Source organism: Pseudogemmobacter humi, from assembly GCF_900609055.1.
Classification (GTDB): domain Bacteria; phylum Pseudomonadota; class Alphaproteobacteria; order Rhodobacterales; family Rhodobacteraceae; genus Pseudogemmobacter; species Pseudogemmobacter humi.
Genome location: NZ_UXAW01000073.1, coordinates 1 through 15,104, shown reverse-complemented (window position 1 = coordinate 15,104; position 15,104 = coordinate 1). Strand labels below are relative to the sequence as shown.

General features: G+C 66.4%; 18 protein-coding genes and 1 pseudogene. 6 read left to right on the top strand and 13 right to left on the bottom strand.

Annotation, left to right across the window (positions count from 1 at the left end):
• The coding region (gene cas5, locus XINFAN_RS22520; protein ID WP_124086430.1) for a CRISPR-associated protein Cas5 at window positions 1-87 on the top strand (87 nt) is incomplete at its 5' end.
• Window positions 88-323: 236 nt separating this feature from the next.
• Here cas5 and olsA read toward each other — a convergent pair.
• From olsA to XINFAN_RS12320, 3 genes are all read right to left on the bottom strand, one after another.
• The gene (olsA, locus tag XINFAN_RS12330; RefSeq protein WP_435530869.1) at window positions 324-1,145 is read right to left on the bottom strand and encodes a lyso-ornithine lipid O-acyltransferase; all 822 of its coding nucleotides are present in this window, start codon (window positions 1,143-1,145) and stop codon (window positions 324-326) included.
• Window positions 1,142-1,924 carry an L-ornithine N(alpha)-acyltransferase gene (olsB, locus tag XINFAN_RS12325; protein WP_124087172.1) on the bottom strand — a complete coding sequence of 261 codons (783 nt, stop codon included), beginning with the start codon at window positions 1,922-1,924 and terminating at the stop codon, window positions 1,142-1,144. The genes olsA and olsB overlap by 4 nt, the downstream gene beginning before the upstream one ends.
• Before the next feature lie 228 nt (window positions 1,925-2,152).
• Complete coding sequence (locus XINFAN_RS12320; protein WP_124087170.1) at window positions 2,153-2,326, bottom strand: DUF3553 domain-containing protein; 174 nt, start codon at window positions 2,324-2,326, stop codon at window positions 2,153-2,155.
• Between the two features lie 24 nt (window positions 2,327-2,350).
• Between XINFAN_RS12320 and XINFAN_RS12315 the strand changes: the two genes are divergently transcribed.
• Entirely contained in the window at window positions 2,351-2,947 is a 597-nt protein-coding gene (locus XINFAN_RS12315) for a histidine phosphotransferase family protein (RefSeq protein ID WP_124087169.1), read from the top strand.
• Between the two features lie 83 nt (window positions 2,948-3,030).
• Here the strand turns inward: XINFAN_RS12315 and XINFAN_RS12310 are convergent, their stop codons facing one another.
• The 6 genes from XINFAN_RS12310 to XINFAN_RS12285 form a co-directional block, all read right to left on the bottom strand.
• Complete coding sequence (locus tag XINFAN_RS12310) at window positions 3,031-3,750, bottom strand: sulfate/molybdate ABC transporter ATP-binding protein (RefSeq protein ID WP_124087168.1); 720 nt, start codon at window positions 3,748-3,750, stop codon at window positions 3,031-3,033.
• Window positions 3,751-3,837: 87 nt separating this feature from the next.
• The gene (cysW, locus tag XINFAN_RS12305; protein ID WP_124087167.1) at window positions 3,838-4,707 is read right to left on the bottom strand and encodes a sulfate ABC transporter permease subunit CysW; all 870 of its coding nucleotides are present in this window, start codon (window positions 4,705-4,707) and stop codon (window positions 3,838-3,840) included.
• Window positions 4,700-5,536 (bottom strand): sulfate ABC transporter permease subunit CysT, encoded by an 837-nt coding sequence (cysT, locus tag XINFAN_RS12300; RefSeq protein WP_124087166.1) that lies wholly within the window; start codon window positions 5,534-5,536, stop codon window positions 4,700-4,702. The genes cysW and cysT overlap by 8 nt, the downstream gene beginning before the upstream one ends.
• A gap of 12 nt (window positions 5,537-5,548) precedes the next feature.
• Entirely contained in the window at window positions 5,549-6,658 is a 1,110-nt protein-coding gene (locus tag XINFAN_RS12295) for a sulfate ABC transporter substrate-binding protein (RefSeq protein ID WP_124087171.1), read from the bottom strand.
• A 100-nt stretch (window positions 6,659-6,758) separates the two neighbouring features.
• Window positions 6,759-7,016, bottom strand: coding sequence for a hypothetical protein (locus XINFAN_RS12290; RefSeq protein WP_124087165.1), 258 nt, complete (start codon window positions 7,014-7,016; stop codon window positions 6,759-6,761).
• Window positions 7,017-7,268: 252 nt separating this feature from the next.
• Window positions 7,269-7,721 carry an RrF2 family transcriptional regulator gene (locus XINFAN_RS12285; RefSeq protein ID WP_124087164.1) on the bottom strand — a complete coding sequence of 151 codons (453 nt, stop codon included), beginning with the start codon at window positions 7,719-7,721 and terminating at the stop codon, window positions 7,269-7,271.
• Between the two features lie 226 nt (window positions 7,722-7,947).
• On the opposite strand from XINFAN_RS12285, the gene XINFAN_RS12280 reads away from it, so the two are divergent.
• A complete protein-coding gene (locus XINFAN_RS12280; RefSeq protein WP_124087163.1) occupies window positions 7,948-8,421 on the top strand; it encodes an Lrp/AsnC family transcriptional regulator in 474 nt (157 codons plus the stop codon).
• A 12-nt stretch (window positions 8,422-8,433) separates the two neighbouring features.
• Here the strand turns inward: XINFAN_RS12280 and XINFAN_RS12275 are convergent, their stop codons facing one another.
• A complete protein-coding gene (locus XINFAN_RS12275) occupies window positions 8,434-9,042 on the bottom strand; it encodes a LysE family translocator (protein ID WP_124087162.1) in 609 nt (202 codons plus the stop codon).
• Window positions 9,043-9,123: 81 nt separating this feature from the next.
• On the opposite strand from XINFAN_RS12275, the gene XINFAN_RS12270 reads away from it, so the two are divergent.
• Both XINFAN_RS12270 and XINFAN_RS12265 read left to right on the top strand, forming a co-directional pair.
• Window positions 9,124-9,567 (top strand): Lrp/AsnC family transcriptional regulator, encoded by a 444-nt coding sequence (locus XINFAN_RS12270; protein WP_435530868.1) that lies wholly within the window; start codon window positions 9,124-9,126, stop codon window positions 9,565-9,567.
• Between the two features lie 144 nt (window positions 9,568-9,711).
• The gene (locus XINFAN_RS12265) at window positions 9,712-11,016 is read left to right on the top strand and encodes an O-acetylhomoserine aminocarboxypropyltransferase/cysteine synthase family protein (protein WP_124087160.1); all 1,305 of its coding nucleotides are present in this window, start codon (window positions 9,712-9,714) and stop codon (window positions 11,014-11,016) included.
• A gap of 69 nt (window positions 11,017-11,085) precedes the next feature.
• On the opposite strand, the gene XINFAN_RS12260 is transcribed toward XINFAN_RS12265, so the two are convergent.
• From XINFAN_RS12260 to XINFAN_RS12250, 3 genes are all read right to left on the bottom strand, one after another.
• On the bottom strand, window positions 11,086-11,913 hold the full coding sequence (locus tag XINFAN_RS12260) for a hypothetical protein (RefSeq protein ID WP_124087159.1): 828 nt from the start codon (window positions 11,911-11,913) through the stop codon (window positions 11,086-11,088).
• Complete coding sequence (locus tag XINFAN_RS12255) at window positions 11,913-13,115, bottom strand: hypothetical protein (RefSeq protein ID WP_124087158.1); 1,203 nt, start codon at window positions 13,113-13,115, stop codon at window positions 11,913-11,915. Before XINFAN_RS12255 ends, XINFAN_RS12260 begins: the two co-directional genes overlap by 1 nt.
• Window positions 13,116-13,421: 306 nt before the next feature.
• Window positions 13,422-14,129 carry an SIMPL domain-containing protein gene (locus tag XINFAN_RS12250; RefSeq protein ID WP_124087157.1) on the bottom strand — a complete coding sequence of 236 codons (708 nt, stop codon included), beginning with the start codon at window positions 14,127-14,129 and terminating at the stop codon, window positions 13,422-13,424.
• Between the two features lie 174 nt (window positions 14,130-14,303).
• On the opposite strand from XINFAN_RS12250, the pseudogene XINFAN_RS12245 reads away from it, so the two are divergent.
• Window positions 14,304-15,104 (top strand): annotated as a pseudogene (locus tag XINFAN_RS12245) (hypothetical protein); the annotation flags it as partial.

The window sequence follows — 15,104 nt, the reverse complement described above, 5'->3', positions numbered from 1 at the left end:
CCCCGCTTCCTTCCGCTTGCGCTTCCGTTCGCTTCGTTCCGGCGTCCGTTCCGTTTCGGTGAGGCGGTATCTAGGCCCCACAGATGAAACCCGCAAGAGAAAAAATGCGCTTCGTGACGATTTTTTGTCAGGAGCCAATAAAACAAGCGATTTTTCCAAGGCCCCGTCAGAGGCCCGGCAAAGTTACCCCCAGGGTGACAGGGCAAAATGTGGATAAGTCATGGGAATCGTGGGGTTCGTCCGCGAATCTGACGGTGAATCATCGCGCGATTCTGTCCGATTCCCCCTCACCCGACCGATTCCACGGCCTCAGATGCCCGGAATCAGGCGACGGCCAGCGGGTGGGCGGTGCGGATGACGCGCTCGCAGTAAGCGGCAAGCTCTTTGCGGTTCGCGAAAGCGTCGACCGGCACCTCCGGATGCCAGATGATCTCGACGGCACCGCGGCGCCGCGCCGAGAGCACCTGGATCAGGTGGCTCGCGAAATCCATATCGGCCCACCAGCCATAGAAGCGCGGATCCTCGCCCGCGGGCGCGCGCCAGATCACCGTCACCGGCTGGATATGCAGCACACGGTCGAGGCCATGCGTATAGAAGGCCTCGAACAGGGTGGATTTGAACGGCAGCACCCGCAGCGCATCGGTCGAGGTGCCCTCGGGGAAGAAGCAAAGCCGGTGGCCCATGCGCAGCCGCTCTTCAAAGAGCTGCTGCTGACGCTTCGCCTCAGAGCCCCTGCGCGAGATGAAGACCGTGCCGGTGACCCGGGCCAGCCAGCCGATCCCGGGCCAGGAGGCCACCTCGGCCTTCGAGACGAAGAAGATGCGCTGACCGGCATTGAGGGCGAAAATGTCGATCCAGCCGGCATGATTGGCGACGACCGCGCCCTTTTGCTTCATCGGGCGGCCGCGCGTGCGGTATTTCAGCCCGAGGATCACGATGGCATTGCGGCAGACCAGCTGGGTGATCCAGGCGCTCAGCGGCCGGCTCTTGCCGAAGACCGGCCATTCTGCCAGCCGCACGATCAGATAGAGCAGGAAGCCCGCAAGGATATTGAGCGCGAGAAATGCCCCCCGCGACAGCACCAGCATCCAGCCGAGCGGGCCGATGGTGCGGGGCTCCGGCGGGATCTCGGTCCAGTCGCTCAATTCTGCCCCTGTTTGCGGGTGTAGAAATCGCGGTGGCGGGCCGACATCCGGCCGGTATCCATCAAGAGACAGACATCGGTCGTATTGAACGGCCGGTCGATGAAGGCGCCGTCGCCGACGAAACCGCCGAGCCGCAGATAGGCTTTGATCAGCGCGGGCATCGCCGCCATGGCGCGGGCGCGGTCGAGCCGGTCCTTCGTGATCAGATCCATCGCCGCCCGGCCCGGCTCCAGCGCGCGAACGCGGATCTCGGGGGGCGCGAGGTGATGGTGGTGCAGCCAGGACAGGGGCTCGGCCAGCGCCACGGGATCGGTGCCGTGGAACGAGGCCGGGCCGAACATGATCTCGATCCCCCGCTCCAGCACATATTCGGCAAGGCCGTTCCACAACAGGAACATCGCCGCGCCGCCGCGGTGGTCGGGATGGACGCAGGTGCGCCCCAGTTCCAGCAGTTTCCGCCCGCTGGCGCGCAGCGGCGCGAGATCGTATTCGTCTTCCGAATAGAACCGCCCCCCCGGCCCCAGCCGCTCCGACGGCAAAAGCCGGTAGGCCCCGGCGATATGATCGCCGGTTTCCGGGGCGATCCGGTTGTCGACCAGCACCAGATGATCGAAGATTTCGTCGAAAGCGTCGCGCTCCAGCCGCTGGTCATGGTCGATCATGCCGCCCGAGGCGCCCAGCTCCTCGACGAAGACGCGATAGCGCAGACGCTGGGCGCCCAGCAGATCCTGTGCATCCGCGGCCAGTCGGAGGGTGTATATCGTGTCTTCGGCAAGCATGTCGTCAGAAGGCGGTTTCACTTTACGTCTCTGGCGCTGGCGGGGGCGGCGGGCTTGCCCGCCCGGCCCGGTTCCCGGCTCGGTCTCTCTGACTTAGACAGACTGGGGCAGCATTGCAATCGAAAGCTCGGCCATGCGACCGGGACAGAGCGCCGCCGCCGAAGCGCCCGTTGCGCGTACGCTGCCGGAAAGACTTGAAAAAGCTGATGAATACCGACAGTCTGCCGCTCAGGCGCTGAAATCGGGCAGTAAGGTCACATACCTGCTGTCGATCACCTGCTTGCCTGCGTGCTCGAAGTTCACGGTAACCCGTCCGCCGATATTGGACTGCACCTGGCCCAGCCCCCAGTCGGGGCGACCGGGACAACGGACGAACATTCCAGGTTCCAGGAGCGAATTCACTGAAGCGACATCCAGAGGCATTTGATGCAGAATAAACCCGATCTCGCCGCCCTTATCGGTTCGCGGATCTGTCACGACCTTATCAGCCCGATCGGCGCCATCGGCAATGGGGTAGAGCTGATGATGATGGACCGCGCCAGCGCCTCGCCCGAACTGGCGCTGATCGCCGAAAGCGTGTCCAGCGCCAATGCGCGCATCCGCTTTTTCCGCGTGGCCTATGGCATGGCGGGCGCCGATCAGCGCATCGCCCGCGGCGAGGTGACCGGGATTCTCGCCGGCATCACCCATGGCGGGCGGCTGCGCATCGAATGGATCAGCGGCACCGATCTCGACCGGCGCGAGGTGAAGCTGGCGTTCCTGCTGCTGCAATGCCTGGAAAGCGCGATGGCTTACGGCGGGCAGATCCGGGTGGAGGAAACCGCCTCCGGATGGGAGATCCTGGGCGAGGCGACCCGCCTGCGCGTCGAGGCCCCGCTCTGGGACATGCTGGCCGGGCAGGAGGCGCGGGATCCGGTCCTGGCCGCCCAGGTCCAGTTCGCGCTGGTCGCGGCCGAGCTGCGCCAGCATCAGCGCCGGCTGGTGACGGAAATCGGCGAGACCGGCATCCGGCTGAGCTGGTAACGCGCCCAAGCCGCGCCACAAAACCCGGCCCCGCCCGCACAAGCCGCAGGCGGGGCTTTTCCATGAACGCGCGGCCCTGGCCGTCAGGCGCCGATGAAGCCGCGCACGAATTCGGTGGCCGGGCGGGCGCGGATATCCGTCGGCTTGCCGATCTGCTCGATCCGCCCCATCGACATCACCACCACCAGATCGGCAAGCTCCATCGCCTCTTCCTGGTCATGGGTGACGAAAACCGTGGTCAGCCCGGTCTCGTCATGGATATCGCGCAGCCCCTGGCGCAATTCCTTGCGCACCCGGGCGTCGAGCGCGCCGAAGGGCTCGTCCAGAAGCAGCATCCGCGGCTCGATCGCCAGCGCGCGCGCCAGCGCCACCCGCTGGCGCTGGCCGCCGGAAAGCTGGCTCGGGTAGCGGTCCCCGATCCCGGGCAACTGGATCAGTTCCAGCAGCTTCGTCACCCGCCGGGCGATCTCGGGGCGCGGGGGGCGCTGCGCGCGCGGCCGCGCCCGAAGCCCGTAGGCGATGTTCTCGAACACCGTCATATGGCGGAAGAGCGCATAGCTCTGGAACACGAAACCGGCGCGGCGTTCCTGCACCGACAGGCCGGTCGCGTCCTGGCCGTCGAACAGCACCCGCCCCGAACTGGGATATTCCAGCCCGCCGAGGATGCGCAGCAGCGTGGTCTTGCCCGAGCCCGAAGGGCCAAGCAGCGCCACCAGCGCCCCCGACGGAATGTTGAGCGACACCGGCGTCAGCGCGGCGGTGGCGCCGAAGTCCCTGGAAATCTCGTCGATCTGGATGTGCATCGGTCGTTTCCTCTGGCGGGCGGGAGAAGCGGGGGCCCTGCCCCCGCACCCCCGGGATATTTGGGTCAGGATGAAAGAGGCCGGGGGTCAGTGCGACTTGCGGCTGGCGGAAAGCCCGGCCGCGTGGCGTTGCTCCAGCAACGTCTTCAGGAGCAGCGTCACGAGCGCGAGGAAGGCCAGGAGCGCCGCCATCGAGAAGGCCGCGACCGAGAGATATTCGTTGTAGAACATCTCGATCATGACCGGCATCGTCGTGGTCTGGCCGCGGATCTTGCCCGAGACCACCGCCACCGCGCCGAACTCTCCCATCGCGCGGGCGTTGCACAGGAGAACGCCGTAGAGCAGCGCCCAGCGGATGTTCGGCAGCGTCACGGTGAAGAACATATGCCAGCCCGAGGCGCCGAGCGTCAGCGCCGCCTCTTCCTCGGCGCGGCCCTGTTCGATCATCACCGGGATCAGCTCGCGCGCGACAAAGGGGAAGGTCACGAAGATCGTGGCCAGCACGATTCCCGGCAGCGCGAAGACGATCGGGAAGCCCATGGCCACCAGCCACGAGCCGATCACGGTATTGGCGCCGAACAGCAGCACGATGCACAGCCCCGCCACCACCGGCGAGACCGAGAACGGCAGGTCGATCAGCGTGATCAGGAAGGCTTTGCCGCGGAAATCGAACCTGGTGATGAACCAGGCGGCGGCGATGCCGAAGACCACGTTCACCGGCACCGCGATGGCGGCAACCAGCAGCGTAAGCCGGATCGCCGCCAGCGCATCGCGGTTGTTGAGGCTGCTCAGCGCCGCCGACCAGCCTTTCGACAGGGCCTCGGCGAAGATCACGATGAGCGGCGCGAAGACGAGGATCGCCAGCGCCAGCGCCGCGAAGCCGATCAGCAGCCAGCGCGCCAGCGGCGCCTCGTCGGTGGGCGCGCGGAAGGCGCGCAGGTTGGTGGCGTCAGACATATCCGATCCTCCGGCGGCTCCAGATCTGGGTGAGATTGATGAAGAGCAGCATCAGGAACGAGATCACCAGCATGGCGATGCCGATGGCGGCGGCGCCGTCGTAGCTGAATTCCTCAAGCTGGATCACGATCAGCAAGGGCGCGATCTCGGTCACCAGCGGCTTGTTGCCGGCGATGAAGATCACCGAGCCGTATTCGCCGACCGCCCGCGCCAGCGACAGCGCAAAGCCGGTCAGCGCCGCGGGCATGAGCATCGGCCAGACCACCCGCGTCAGCGTATGGAACCGCCCGGCGCCGAGCGTGGCCGAGGCTTCCTCGACCTCGCGCTCGATCTCGGCGATCACCGGCTGGACCGTGCGGGTCACGAAGGGCAGACCGACGAAGATCAGCGCGATTAAGATGCCCCATTGGGTATAGGCGATGCGCCAGCCGAGGTCTTTGAACAAAGCGCCGAAGGCCCCGTTCGGGGCGTAAAGCGCGGTCAGTGCGATCCCCGCGACGGCGGTGGGCAGCGCGAAGGGCAAATCCACCGCGGCATCCAGGATGCGCCGGCCCGGGAAGCGGTAGCGCACCAGCACCCAGGCGAGGATCACGCCCAGCACCAGATTGAACATCGCCGCGAACAAGGACAGCCGGAACGACAGGAAAAGCGCCTGCCAGACCCTTTCGCGGTTCACCGTGGCCCAGATCCCCTCGGCACCATAGCTGACGCCCTGCAAAAGCAGGGCGCCGATGGGCAGAAGCACGATGAGGGAGAGCATCGTCAGGGTGATCCCCATCGACAGGCCAAGGCCCGGCATCGGGGATCGGTAAAGCAGGGGTCTGCCCATCAATCGCAAGCCTTATTTGGGAACGTAGATCTGGTCGAAAGTGCCGCCGTCGCCGAAATGCTCGGGCTGCGCTTTGGCCCAGCCGCCGAAATCTTCGATGGTCACCAGGTCCAGTTCCGGGAAGCGGGCGACATCCTCGGGATTGGCGGCCGACGCATCCCAGGCGCGGTAGAAGTTCCTGAAGGCGATCGCCTGGCCCTCGGGGCTGTAGAGGTAGTTCAGATAGGCTTCGGCCAGTTCGCGCTGCGTATCGGTTTTGATATTGCCCTCGACCAGCGCCACCGGCGGCTCTGCGAGGATCGAGACCGAAGGCACCACGATGTCGAACCCGTCCTCGCCCAGCTCCTTCAGCGCGAGATGGGCCTCGTTCTCCCAGGCCAGCAGCACGTCGCCGATCTCGCGCTGGACGAAGGTGGTGGTCGAGCCGCGCGCGCCGGTGTCCAGCACCGGAACATGGGCGAACAGCTCTTGCACGAACGCCTTCGGATCCTGACCGTTCTTCTCGGCCCAGGCCCAGGCCGCCAGATAGTTCCAGCGCGCACCGCCCGAGGTCTTCGGGTTCGGCGTGATCACCTCGACCCCGTCCTGGACCAGATCGCCCCAGTCATTGATGCCCTTCGGGTTTCCTTCACGGACGAGGAAGACGATGGTCGACGTATAAGGCGAGGAATTATGCGGCAGCTTGCTCTGCCAGTCGGCCGGCAGCTTGCCCGTCTCGGCCACCCGGTCGATGTCGCCGGCCAGCGCCAGCGTCAGCACCTGGGCGTCGAGCCCCTCGACCACCGCGCGGGCCTGGGCGCCCGAGCCGCCGTGGCTGGCTTCGATCACCGGGGCCTCATTGCCCTGTTCAACCCAGTATTTGGCGAAAGCCTCGTTGAACTCGCGGTAAAGCTCGCGGGTCGGGTCGTAGCTGACGTTCAGCAGGCTTTCGGCCTGGACCGGCGCGGCCAAACCGCCCGCCGCCAGCGCCAGCGCCGCCGCCGTGCCGCGGATCAGCCGCGAGACCGGCCAGCCGGTCAGCCGCCGCAACGCCGCCAGGAGGGTGACGCCGCCGTCGGCGTGGCGTCCGGCCGCGGGCCCCTGGGCGGAAACCGTTCTGCGGGTGTTGATCGTGGCAGGCATCTGTTTCTCCTCGGGGGTGTCGCGCCCGGGGGCGGCGAAGAAAAGGAAGGGGGCGAAGCCCGGAACATTGTGGTGATGACGGATCATGGCGGCCTCCGGCTCAGGGCTCGATCGGATCGACCCGGACTTCCCAGACCGAGCGGTCGCGGCCCGAGAGCAGTTCGGCGGCGGCCTCGGACGGGCGGCGGGTGAAGATCACCAGCGGCGTACCGTTGACCTTGTGGGTCAGCCCGGTGCGGCGGTCGATCAGACGCACGACACAGGTGCCGGTCATGCCCTGCATCGCGGCCAGGCGGCCGGCGGCGAGAGGATCATGATTGCCCGTTGCGGGCGTTCCGAAAGCATAGGCTGCGGTCATCCTGCAATCTCCTGTTGTCTGGCCCGGCACCTTACCCGGCCAATACACATAATAACGACAGTATTTATCGTTATTAGCAAAGGAAAATGCCTGGCTGTTTTGCCCGCCAAAAGGGAAGAAAATTCCATGGGGACCGGGAAGCACAGCAATGTTTTGTGCCGGGGGCCATGGCGGCCGCAGCCGCAGCCCCGCCGCGATTCCCGGCCGGCCCGCTGTTTTCAGCTATGTATCATGGGGGAATCCGGCGCGGCCTCAGGCGCCGATCACCTGCTCGGCCACCTTGACCGAACGCAGCATGTCTTCCAGAGTCAGCGACTCGATGATCAGCAGATAGGACCAGAACACCTCGGCAAAGACCTTGCGAATCCGGCAGCTCGCCTCGTCGGTGCAATCCTCGCAACGCTGATAGGCGCGGCGCGACAGGCAGGGCAAGGGCGCGATCGGCCCGTCGATCAGCCGCAGCAGTTCCGAGATCGAGACCTCGGACGGCCGCTTGATCAGGCTGTAGCCGCCCGAGCGCCCCCGCGTCGAGGCGATCACCCCGGCATTCCTGACCTCAAGCAGGATATGCTCCAGAAACCGCTTGGGCGTGCCCGAGCGCCGGGCGATCTCTTCGATGGTCAGGGCCGAAGGCTGCTCCTGGCGGGCCTCATCACCCAGCACCAGCAAGGCTTTCAGCGCATATTTCATCTTCTGGGTGATCATGCTGTCAGCCTGGAGCCCTGAAAATCGCGAATCAAGATCGGAATTGGCGGATTTCCCGACACACCAGCCCCATCTGGAATGAACGCCCCCGGAAAACAAGGGATTCCGGGTCGCTTTCCCTCAGTATCATTAAACACGACATTACCAGTAGACAAAATGTTATTTACTGCCCCACTATGAGGATATTCATTCTGCCCCGGGGCAGGCCCGAGACCAGGAGATCCAGATGGACGACCTCGACCTGATCGACCGCAAGATCGTCGCCGAACTGATGCGCGACGCGACGCTGCCGGTGGCGCAGATCGCCGACCGGGTAGGCCTGTCGCAGACGCCCTGTTGGAAACGGATCCAGAAGCTGGAGGCGAACGGCGTGCTGACCGGGCGGGTGGCGCTGGCCAACCCGGCGCGGCTCGGCTTCGGGCTGACGGTGTTCATCGGCATCGAGGCGCCCGACCATTCCGCCGAATGGCGCGAGGGGTTCACGAAGGCGGTGGCGGGCTTCCCCGAGATCATGGAAGTCTACCGTATGGCGGGCGAGATGGATTATCTCTTGCGGGTTTCGGTCGCCGATATGGCGGCCTTCGACGCGCTGTATAAGCGGCTGACCGATGCGATCGCGATCAAGAACGTCACCTCGCATTTCGCCATGGAGCGGATGAAATACACCACCGCCTATCCGGTCGACACCCGCAACCGCTGAAACCGCAACGGCTCAGGGCGCCAGTTTCATCGTGACCACAGGCCAGAGCGAGGCCACCAGCAGCGCGGCCATGGTCCGGTTGAAGACGCTCCGCCGGCGCGGATCGCTCAGCCAGCGCCGCAGCCCCTGCCCCGCGACCGTCCAGACCGAGGTCGAGGGCAGCGAGACCAACGCGAAGACCGCCGCCGCCAGCGTCAGCGAGACCGCATCGGGCCGCGGCACATAGGCCGCCACACCGCCAAGCGCCATCGCCCAGGCCTTGGGATTGACCCACTGGAACGCCGCCGCCTGCAACAGCGTCAGCGGCCGCGCGGCGCCCGACACGCTCTCGTCCGGGGCCGAGGACCGCGCGATCTTCCAGGCCAGCCACAGCATGTAAGCCACCGAGAGCACCTTGAGCACCGACAACGAGCCCGGCCAGGCCCGGAACAGCCCCGCCACCCCCAGCCCGGTCATCACCACAAGGCTGACCACGCCCAGCGTGATCCCCAGCATATGCGGCACCGTGCGCAGAAAGCCGAAATTCACCCCCGAGGCGATCAGCATCATATTGTTCGGCCCCGGCGTCAGCGTGGTGGCCATCGCAAAGCCCATGAGGGCAAGGAAGAGATCCTGGTTCATGGCGCAATCATTACCGCAGATACGTGGCATTTTATTGCGAAGATGCCAGGATTTCAGCTATCTGTGCAATCCATGACGGAAATGGACGCAACAGACGAAAAGATATTGCGCGAGCTGTCGCGCGACGGGCGGCTGACCAATCTGGCTTTGGCCGAGCGGATCGGGCTGTCGCCCTCGGCCACGCTGCGCCGGGTGCAGGAGCTTGAGCGGGCCGGCGTGATTCGCGGCTATCGCGCGGTGCTGGACCCCGAGCGGCTGGGAACCGGCTTCATCGCCTATATCACCGTGGGTCTGAACACCCATACCAAGGCCGCGCAGGAGGCGTTCGAGCGGGCGGTGACCCGCGCCCCCCAGGTGCGCGAATGCCATAACATCACCGGCTCGGTCGAGTATCTGCTGCGCGTCGAGACCCGCGATCTGGCCAGCTACAAACACTGGCATACCGAGATTCTCGGCGTGCTGCCGCAGGTGCGCTCGGTCACCACCTATGTGGTGATGGGCAGCCCGAAGGACGACCGCGCCTGAGCGCCCGAAGCGCCGCGCGGAAGGCTTTTCTTCCGCGGGCGGCGCAAAGGGAGAAAACCGCCGCCGCCCGGCCCCAATCTGCCGTTGCCGGGCGCAGGGGCTTTGCCTAACCTCGCGCGCAACGCATATCGGGAGAGAGACGAGATGACCGACAGACCCCAGGGCTTCGACACGCTGGCCATTCACGCCGGCGCCGCCCCCGACCCCACGACCGGCGCGATCAATCCGCCGATCTACCAGACCACCGCCTATCAGTTCAAAGACGCCGACCACGCGGCGCGGCTGTTCAACCTGCAAGAGGTGGGCAACATCTATTCGCGGCTGACCAACCCGACCGTCTCGGCGCTGGTGGCGCGGGTGGCGGCGCTGGAAGGGGCTGCGGGCGGCATCGGCTGTTCCTCGGGCCATGCGGCGCAGATCATGGCCTTGTTCCCGCTGATGGGGCCGGGGAAGAACATCGTCGCCTCGACCCGGCTTTACGGCGGCACCATCACCCAGTTCAGCCAGACGATCAAACGCTTCGGCTGGTCGGCGAAATTCGTCGATACCGATGATCTGGGCGCGGTGGCGAAGGCCTGCGACAAGAACACCCGCGCGATCTTTGCCGAGACCATCGCCAACCCGGGCGGCTATATCACCGATATCCCGGCGCTGGCGAAGATCGCCGACCGCAAGGGGATTCCGCTGATCATCGACAACACCACCGCCACGCCCTGGCTGTGCCGGCCGATGGAGCTGGGCGCGACCATCGTGGTCCATTCCGCCACCAAATACCTGACCGGCAACGGCACGGTGACCGGGGGGCTGGTGCTGGATTCCGGCAAATTCGACTGGTCGGCCAACGACAAATTCCCCTCGCTGTCGCAGCCCGAGCCCGCCTATCACGGCCTCGTGTTCCATCCGACTCTGGGCGGCATGGCCTATACGTTCCATTCCATCGCCATCGGCCTGCGCGATCTTGGCATGACGATGAACCCGCAGGGTGCCCATTACACCCTGATGGGGATCGAGACGCTCGGCCTGCGCATGGCGCGCCATGTCGAGAATGCGAAGATCGTCGCCGAATGGCTCGAATCCGATCCGCGGGTGGATTACGTCACTTATGCCGGACTGAAATCCAGCCCCTGGCACAAGCGCGTGAAGAAGATCACCCCGAAGGGCGCCGGAGCCTTGTTCACCTTCGCGCTGAAGGACGGCTACGATGCCTGCGTCAGCCTGATCAACAACCTGAAAATGTTCTGCCATGTGGCGAACCTGGGCGACACCCGGAGCCTCGTGATCCATTCCGCCTCGACCACCCACCGGCAGCTGTCCGAAGAACAGCAGATCAGGGCTGGCGCCGCGCCGAATGTGGTGCGGCTGTCGATCGGGATCGAGGATGTCGCCGATATCATCGCCGATCTCGACCAGGCGCTGACCGCCGCGACCGGCAAGAGCCGCGAGGCCTGAGGCGCGGACACAGCCTCACGGGCAAAGACTCACGAACAAAGACTCACGGCGGGCGGCAGGCCCGCCGTGTCAGTAAAGCGGCGCGGCGGGATACATGCCTTTCGGCATCGGCTCCATCCAGGCCCAGGTCACCTGGCCGGTGAAATCTTCGGGGCTGTCCCACTGCATGCTCATCTTCAGGATCCGGCAGGCCTGGCCCCGAGCCTCGACCTCGGCGCAGATCCCGGCGGCGGCGCGAATCGTGGCCGCCGCCAGTTCCATCGCATCGGCGCCTTCCAGTTCCTGCTTGCCAAGCCTTGCCGCGACATTCAGCCAGTCCTGCTGCATCACATGCGATTTCAGATCGGGCAGCGGCACCTCTCCCGGCTTTTGCGTGTAATAAAGCCGCAGTTCCAGTTCCACGGTTTCGGTTTCGGGATCGTAGCTCTCGCCCCGGACGCCCGCCTCCCCCATCCGGCACGAACCCGCCCAGGCGTCGAGCAGCATGCCGCACATGCCCGCCACCAGCCGGGGCGCGCGGATATCGGCGAAGACGGGGCGATAAACCGGATCGGGCAGCGTCTCGCCTTCCGCCAGAAAGGCCGTCATCGGCACCCGCATCGAGATACGGAACACCCGGTCCTCGACGAAACGGTCCTGGAGCAGGAATGCCGTCACCGTTTCGGTGTCCACCAGTTCGCCGGTGAGCGAGATCAGCCAGGTCTGCGCGGGCGTCTCTGCTGTGGGCGCCCCCGCCGCATCCGGCAGGGTTTCCGGCGGAGTTTCCTGCACGGCCGTCCCTGTCGCGGCGGCCAGTTCCGGCGCGGCGAAATTCTGCTGCCAGTATTGCCAGCCCGCCGCGCCCCCGGCGAACAGCATCAGCGCAACGCCGAGAATGAGGATGATCCGCACCAGCATCACTGGGTTCCCTCTGCTGCAATCGCCGCCAGATCGCCCCCGGCGAAAGCCGCGGCAATCGCCTCGACCCGTTTGCGATAGCCCGTCTCGCCTTTCGCATCCGAATAGGTTTCCAGATAGGTGTCGGCGCTCAGCCGGACCCTGGCACCCGCGATCGGGGTCCAGGCCAGCCGGGCGTCTTCCGCCGGAAGCGGCCCGATCAGCGCGGCGGTCAGATCATCCCACCGCCCCACCGCCGTGACTGTCGGATCATGGCCGAACATCTCGTGAAACCGCGCGCGCCAGGCGCGGGCGGCCTCGTTCCACGCCTCCTGCCGGTCTTTCGCCTCTTCGATCATCGATTCGGGCAGGCCGCCGGGAAGCTCCATCTTCGACGGGCCGCCCTTCTCGCCGGGAGCGGCTTCTGAAACATAGGTCGGGGCCGCACCGCATTTCGCCAGATGCGCGGCCGGGAAGATCTCGACCGGCACCTCTTCGGGCAGGCCCGCCACCCCGTGGTAAAGCCCGCCGATCAGCACCACCCGCTCGACCGTCGCGCCGGGCGCGAGGTGGAAATTCAGGATCCGCGAGGCGTCCCAGGACTGATAGCCGCGCTCGACCTCGGCCACCAGATAGACCGGCCGCGCGGTTTCGGTCACCGCCACGTCGAAACTGCGCCAGGGATACCAGCCCATGTCCGACAGGCGCGCGCTCTTGCGGCCGCGGATCTCGTCGACCAGCGCCTGGACGCCCCGGGCCAGTTCCGCCTCGCCATAGGTCGAAAGGCCGATCTCATGGCCGCTGTTGCCGGTCAGCACGATATGGCGGAACACCGCGCCCGCGGATGGCGGCACCGGCAGGCAGGCCTGCGCCGGTTCCAGCCGCACCAGCTTTGCCGGGGAATCTTTGGCCAGCCCGGTCAGCCGCCCTTCGATCACGTCGAGGATCATCGCCGCGCCGCCATCGTCGGTGACGAGGATCGGCCCGGTCACGCGCGGCGCGCGGTTCGTGCTGTCGACATAGCTCATCGGCTCCGAGGGGTTGCCCTTGTACCAGGCCCCGCCATCCATCGAGCGTATCGTGGAATTCATCGCGGTTTCCAGCCAGAGCATCGCGCGCTCGGGCAAGACCCGCTCGAACGCCCGCGGCCCCATCGCCACGAACAGAAACATCACCAGCGTGATCGCCGCAACCACCGCCAGGCTGACCGGACCGCGAACCATGAACACCCCCGAAAGCGCAACGCTTCAGCGCGTTCTGAGCGGGAATTGCGGCAGAAACGGGCCGGGATGGGGGAAAAACCGGATTCGCCGGCGGTTGCGCGGCCATGCGCGCACCCCTGGCGGAGCCCCCGCGAAAGCCGACTTGCCACGCGGCTTTCGCGACGAGGGCTCCGACGATCCCGGCCCGCCCGCGCGCCATCGCACTCCGCCCCGGCGATGACTCGCGGGCGGAAAACATGCAAAGGCCGCCCGGCGGCCGAAGTCGCCGGGCGGCCTCATCGCGTCAGCGACGCTGCGCCGCGCAGCTCACTCCAGTTCCCAGACCAGCGTGACGCTCGCCTGATAGCTGACCTCACCGCGTTCGACCGGCACTGAGGCGGCCTGTTCGCGGAACATCGGGGCCGGGCCGCCCAGGTAGCCGCTGCCCTCGGTCATCGAGACCAGATCGCCCAGCTTCACCCCGGCCGCCCCGGCCAGCAGTTCGGCGCGGGCGCGGGCATCGGCCACCGCTTCCTTGCGGGCCTCGTCCAGCGCCGGGCCCGGATCGATCAGACCGAAGGTCACGCCGTTGAGCGTATTGGCGCCGTCGGCCACCACCGCATCCAGCACCGCCCCCAGAGCGTCGAGATCGCGGATCCCCACCGTCAGCGAGTTCATCGCGGTGAAGCCGTCGATCTTCTCCGACGAGGCGCCGGAAGAATAGCTGGTCCAGTTCGGATTGACCGACAGGCCGGTGGTCTGCATGTCTTTCTCCCCGATGCCCGAGGCCCTCAGCCGCTCGATCACCGCCTGCATATCGCCGGAATTGGCGGCCAGCGCCTCGGCCGCGGTGGCTGCGACACTGGTCACCCCGATCATCACCGTCGCCATGTCCGGCGCGCGCGCCACGCTGGCCTCGCCGGTGACGGTGATCGTCTTCGGCGGCGTATCGGCCAGCACCGGCGCGGCGCTCATCAGCGCGGCGATCAGCGCCGCCAGCGGCAGGGATTTGCTCAGGGGGGGAAGCATACGCATGGAACTCTCCTTAATGACTGCGGCTACTTTTCCCATGTTAAACGCAGGCCGCAAGCAAATCCCTGGTGCGCTCACAGGTGTTTTTCTTTCATTCGGCAAAAAGCTGCTATAGGTATGAGCCACCCTGTCCGGGCGCATTTGCCGCGCCTCGTCGCCCTGTGCTAGACCTGTGGAATGAAACCAAACTTCGCCCTGAATTTCACCGACACCAGCATCGCGCTTCTGCACCGGACGGCGAAGGGCTGGCTCAAGGTCGGCGAAACGCCCTTCGACGCATCCGATCTTGAGGATGCCCTGGATTACATGCGCAAGACCGCGCTCGGGCTGGAGCCAGGCGGCTTCACCACCAAACTGGTGATCCCGGCGTCGCAGATCCTTTACACCGGGATCGAGGTCACCGGCGGGTCCGAGGCCGCGACGCGGCGCGAGATCGCCGAGGCGCTGGAAGGCCGCACCCCCTACAAGGCAGACGAGATCGCCTTCGACTGGTCGGGCGAGGGCCATGACCTCAAGGTCGCCGCCGTGGCGCGTGAAACCCTGGACGAGGCGGAATCCTTCGCCGTAACCCATCGCTTCAACCCGCTCGGCTTCGTGGCCATCCCCGACGAGGGGGCCTTCGACGGCGAACCCTGGTTCGGCGAGACCGCCAGCGCGGTGACGCTGCTGACCGAAGGCGAAGCGGTCGAGCGCGACAGTGCGGCCATCTCGCTGTTCGACGACAGCGCCCGCGCCGCGCGCCGCAAGGCCCGCGCCGCACGCGAGGCCGCCGAGGCGGAGGCTGCCGCAAAACCCGCTCCCGCCGAGGAAAGCCCGCAGCCCGAACTGGCGCTGTCGCAGCCGGCGGAACAACCGGCGCCGGTCGCGCCGAAAGACAGCGCGCCCGCCGTGGCCGCACCCTCTCCGGCTTCCAGCGCAAAGGACGAAGCCCCCGCCGCAAGCGAGGAGCACAGCGAGGAGCGGGCCGCCCCCGTGCCC

Coding starts and splice junctions, on each gene's coding strand:
- olsB (WP_124087172.1), bottom strand. CDS start 1,924: ATGCTTGCCGAAGACACGATATACACCCTCCGACTGGCCGCGGATGCA.
- XINFAN_RS12315 (WP_124087169.1), top strand. CDS start 2,351: ATGCAGAATAAACCCGATCTCGCCGCCCTTATCGGTTCGCGGATCTGT.
- XINFAN_RS12310 (WP_124087168.1), bottom strand. CDS start 3,750: ATGCACATCCAGATCGACGAGATTTCCAGGGACTTCGGCGCCACCGCC.
- cysW (WP_124087167.1), bottom strand. CDS start 4,707: ATGTCTGACGCCACCAACCTGCGCGCCTTCCGCGCGCCCACCGACGAG.
- cysT (WP_124087166.1), bottom strand. CDS start 5,536: ATGGGCAGACCCCTGCTTTACCGATCCCCGATGCCGGGCCTTGGCCTG.
- XINFAN_RS12295 (WP_124087171.1), bottom strand. CDS start 6,658: ATGCCTGCCACGATCAACACCCGCAGAACGGTTTCCGCCCAGGGGCCC.
- XINFAN_RS12290 (WP_124087165.1), bottom strand. CDS start 7,016: ATGACCGCAGCCTATGCTTTCGGAACGCCCGCAACGGGCAATCATGAT.
- XINFAN_RS12285 (WP_124087164.1), bottom strand. CDS start 7,721: ATGATCACCCAGAAGATGAAATATGCGCTGAAAGCCTTGCTGGTGCTG.
- XINFAN_RS12280 (WP_124087163.1), top strand. CDS start 7,948: ATGGACGACCTCGACCTGATCGACCGCAAGATCGTCGCCGAACTGATG.
- XINFAN_RS12275 (WP_124087162.1), bottom strand. CDS start 9,042: ATGAACCAGGATCTCTTCCTTGCCCTCATGGGCTTTGCGATGGCCACC.
- XINFAN_RS12270 (WP_435530868.1), top strand. CDS start 9,124: ATGGACGCAACAGACGAAAAGATATTGCGCGAGCTGTCGCGCGACGGG.
- XINFAN_RS12265 (WP_124087160.1), top strand. CDS start 9,712: ATGACCGACAGACCCCAGGGCTTCGACACGCTGGCCATTCACGCCGGC.
- XINFAN_RS12260 (WP_124087159.1), bottom strand. CDS start 11,913: ATGCTGGTGCGGATCATCCTCATTCTCGGCGTTGCGCTGATGCTGTTC.
- XINFAN_RS12255 (WP_124087158.1), bottom strand. CDS start 13,115: ATGGTTCGCGGTCCGGTCAGCCTGGCGGTGGTTGCGGCGATCACGCTG.
- XINFAN_RS12250 (WP_124087157.1), bottom strand. CDS start 14,129: ATGCGTATGCTTCCCCCCCTGAGCAAATCCCTGCCGCTGGCGGCGCTG.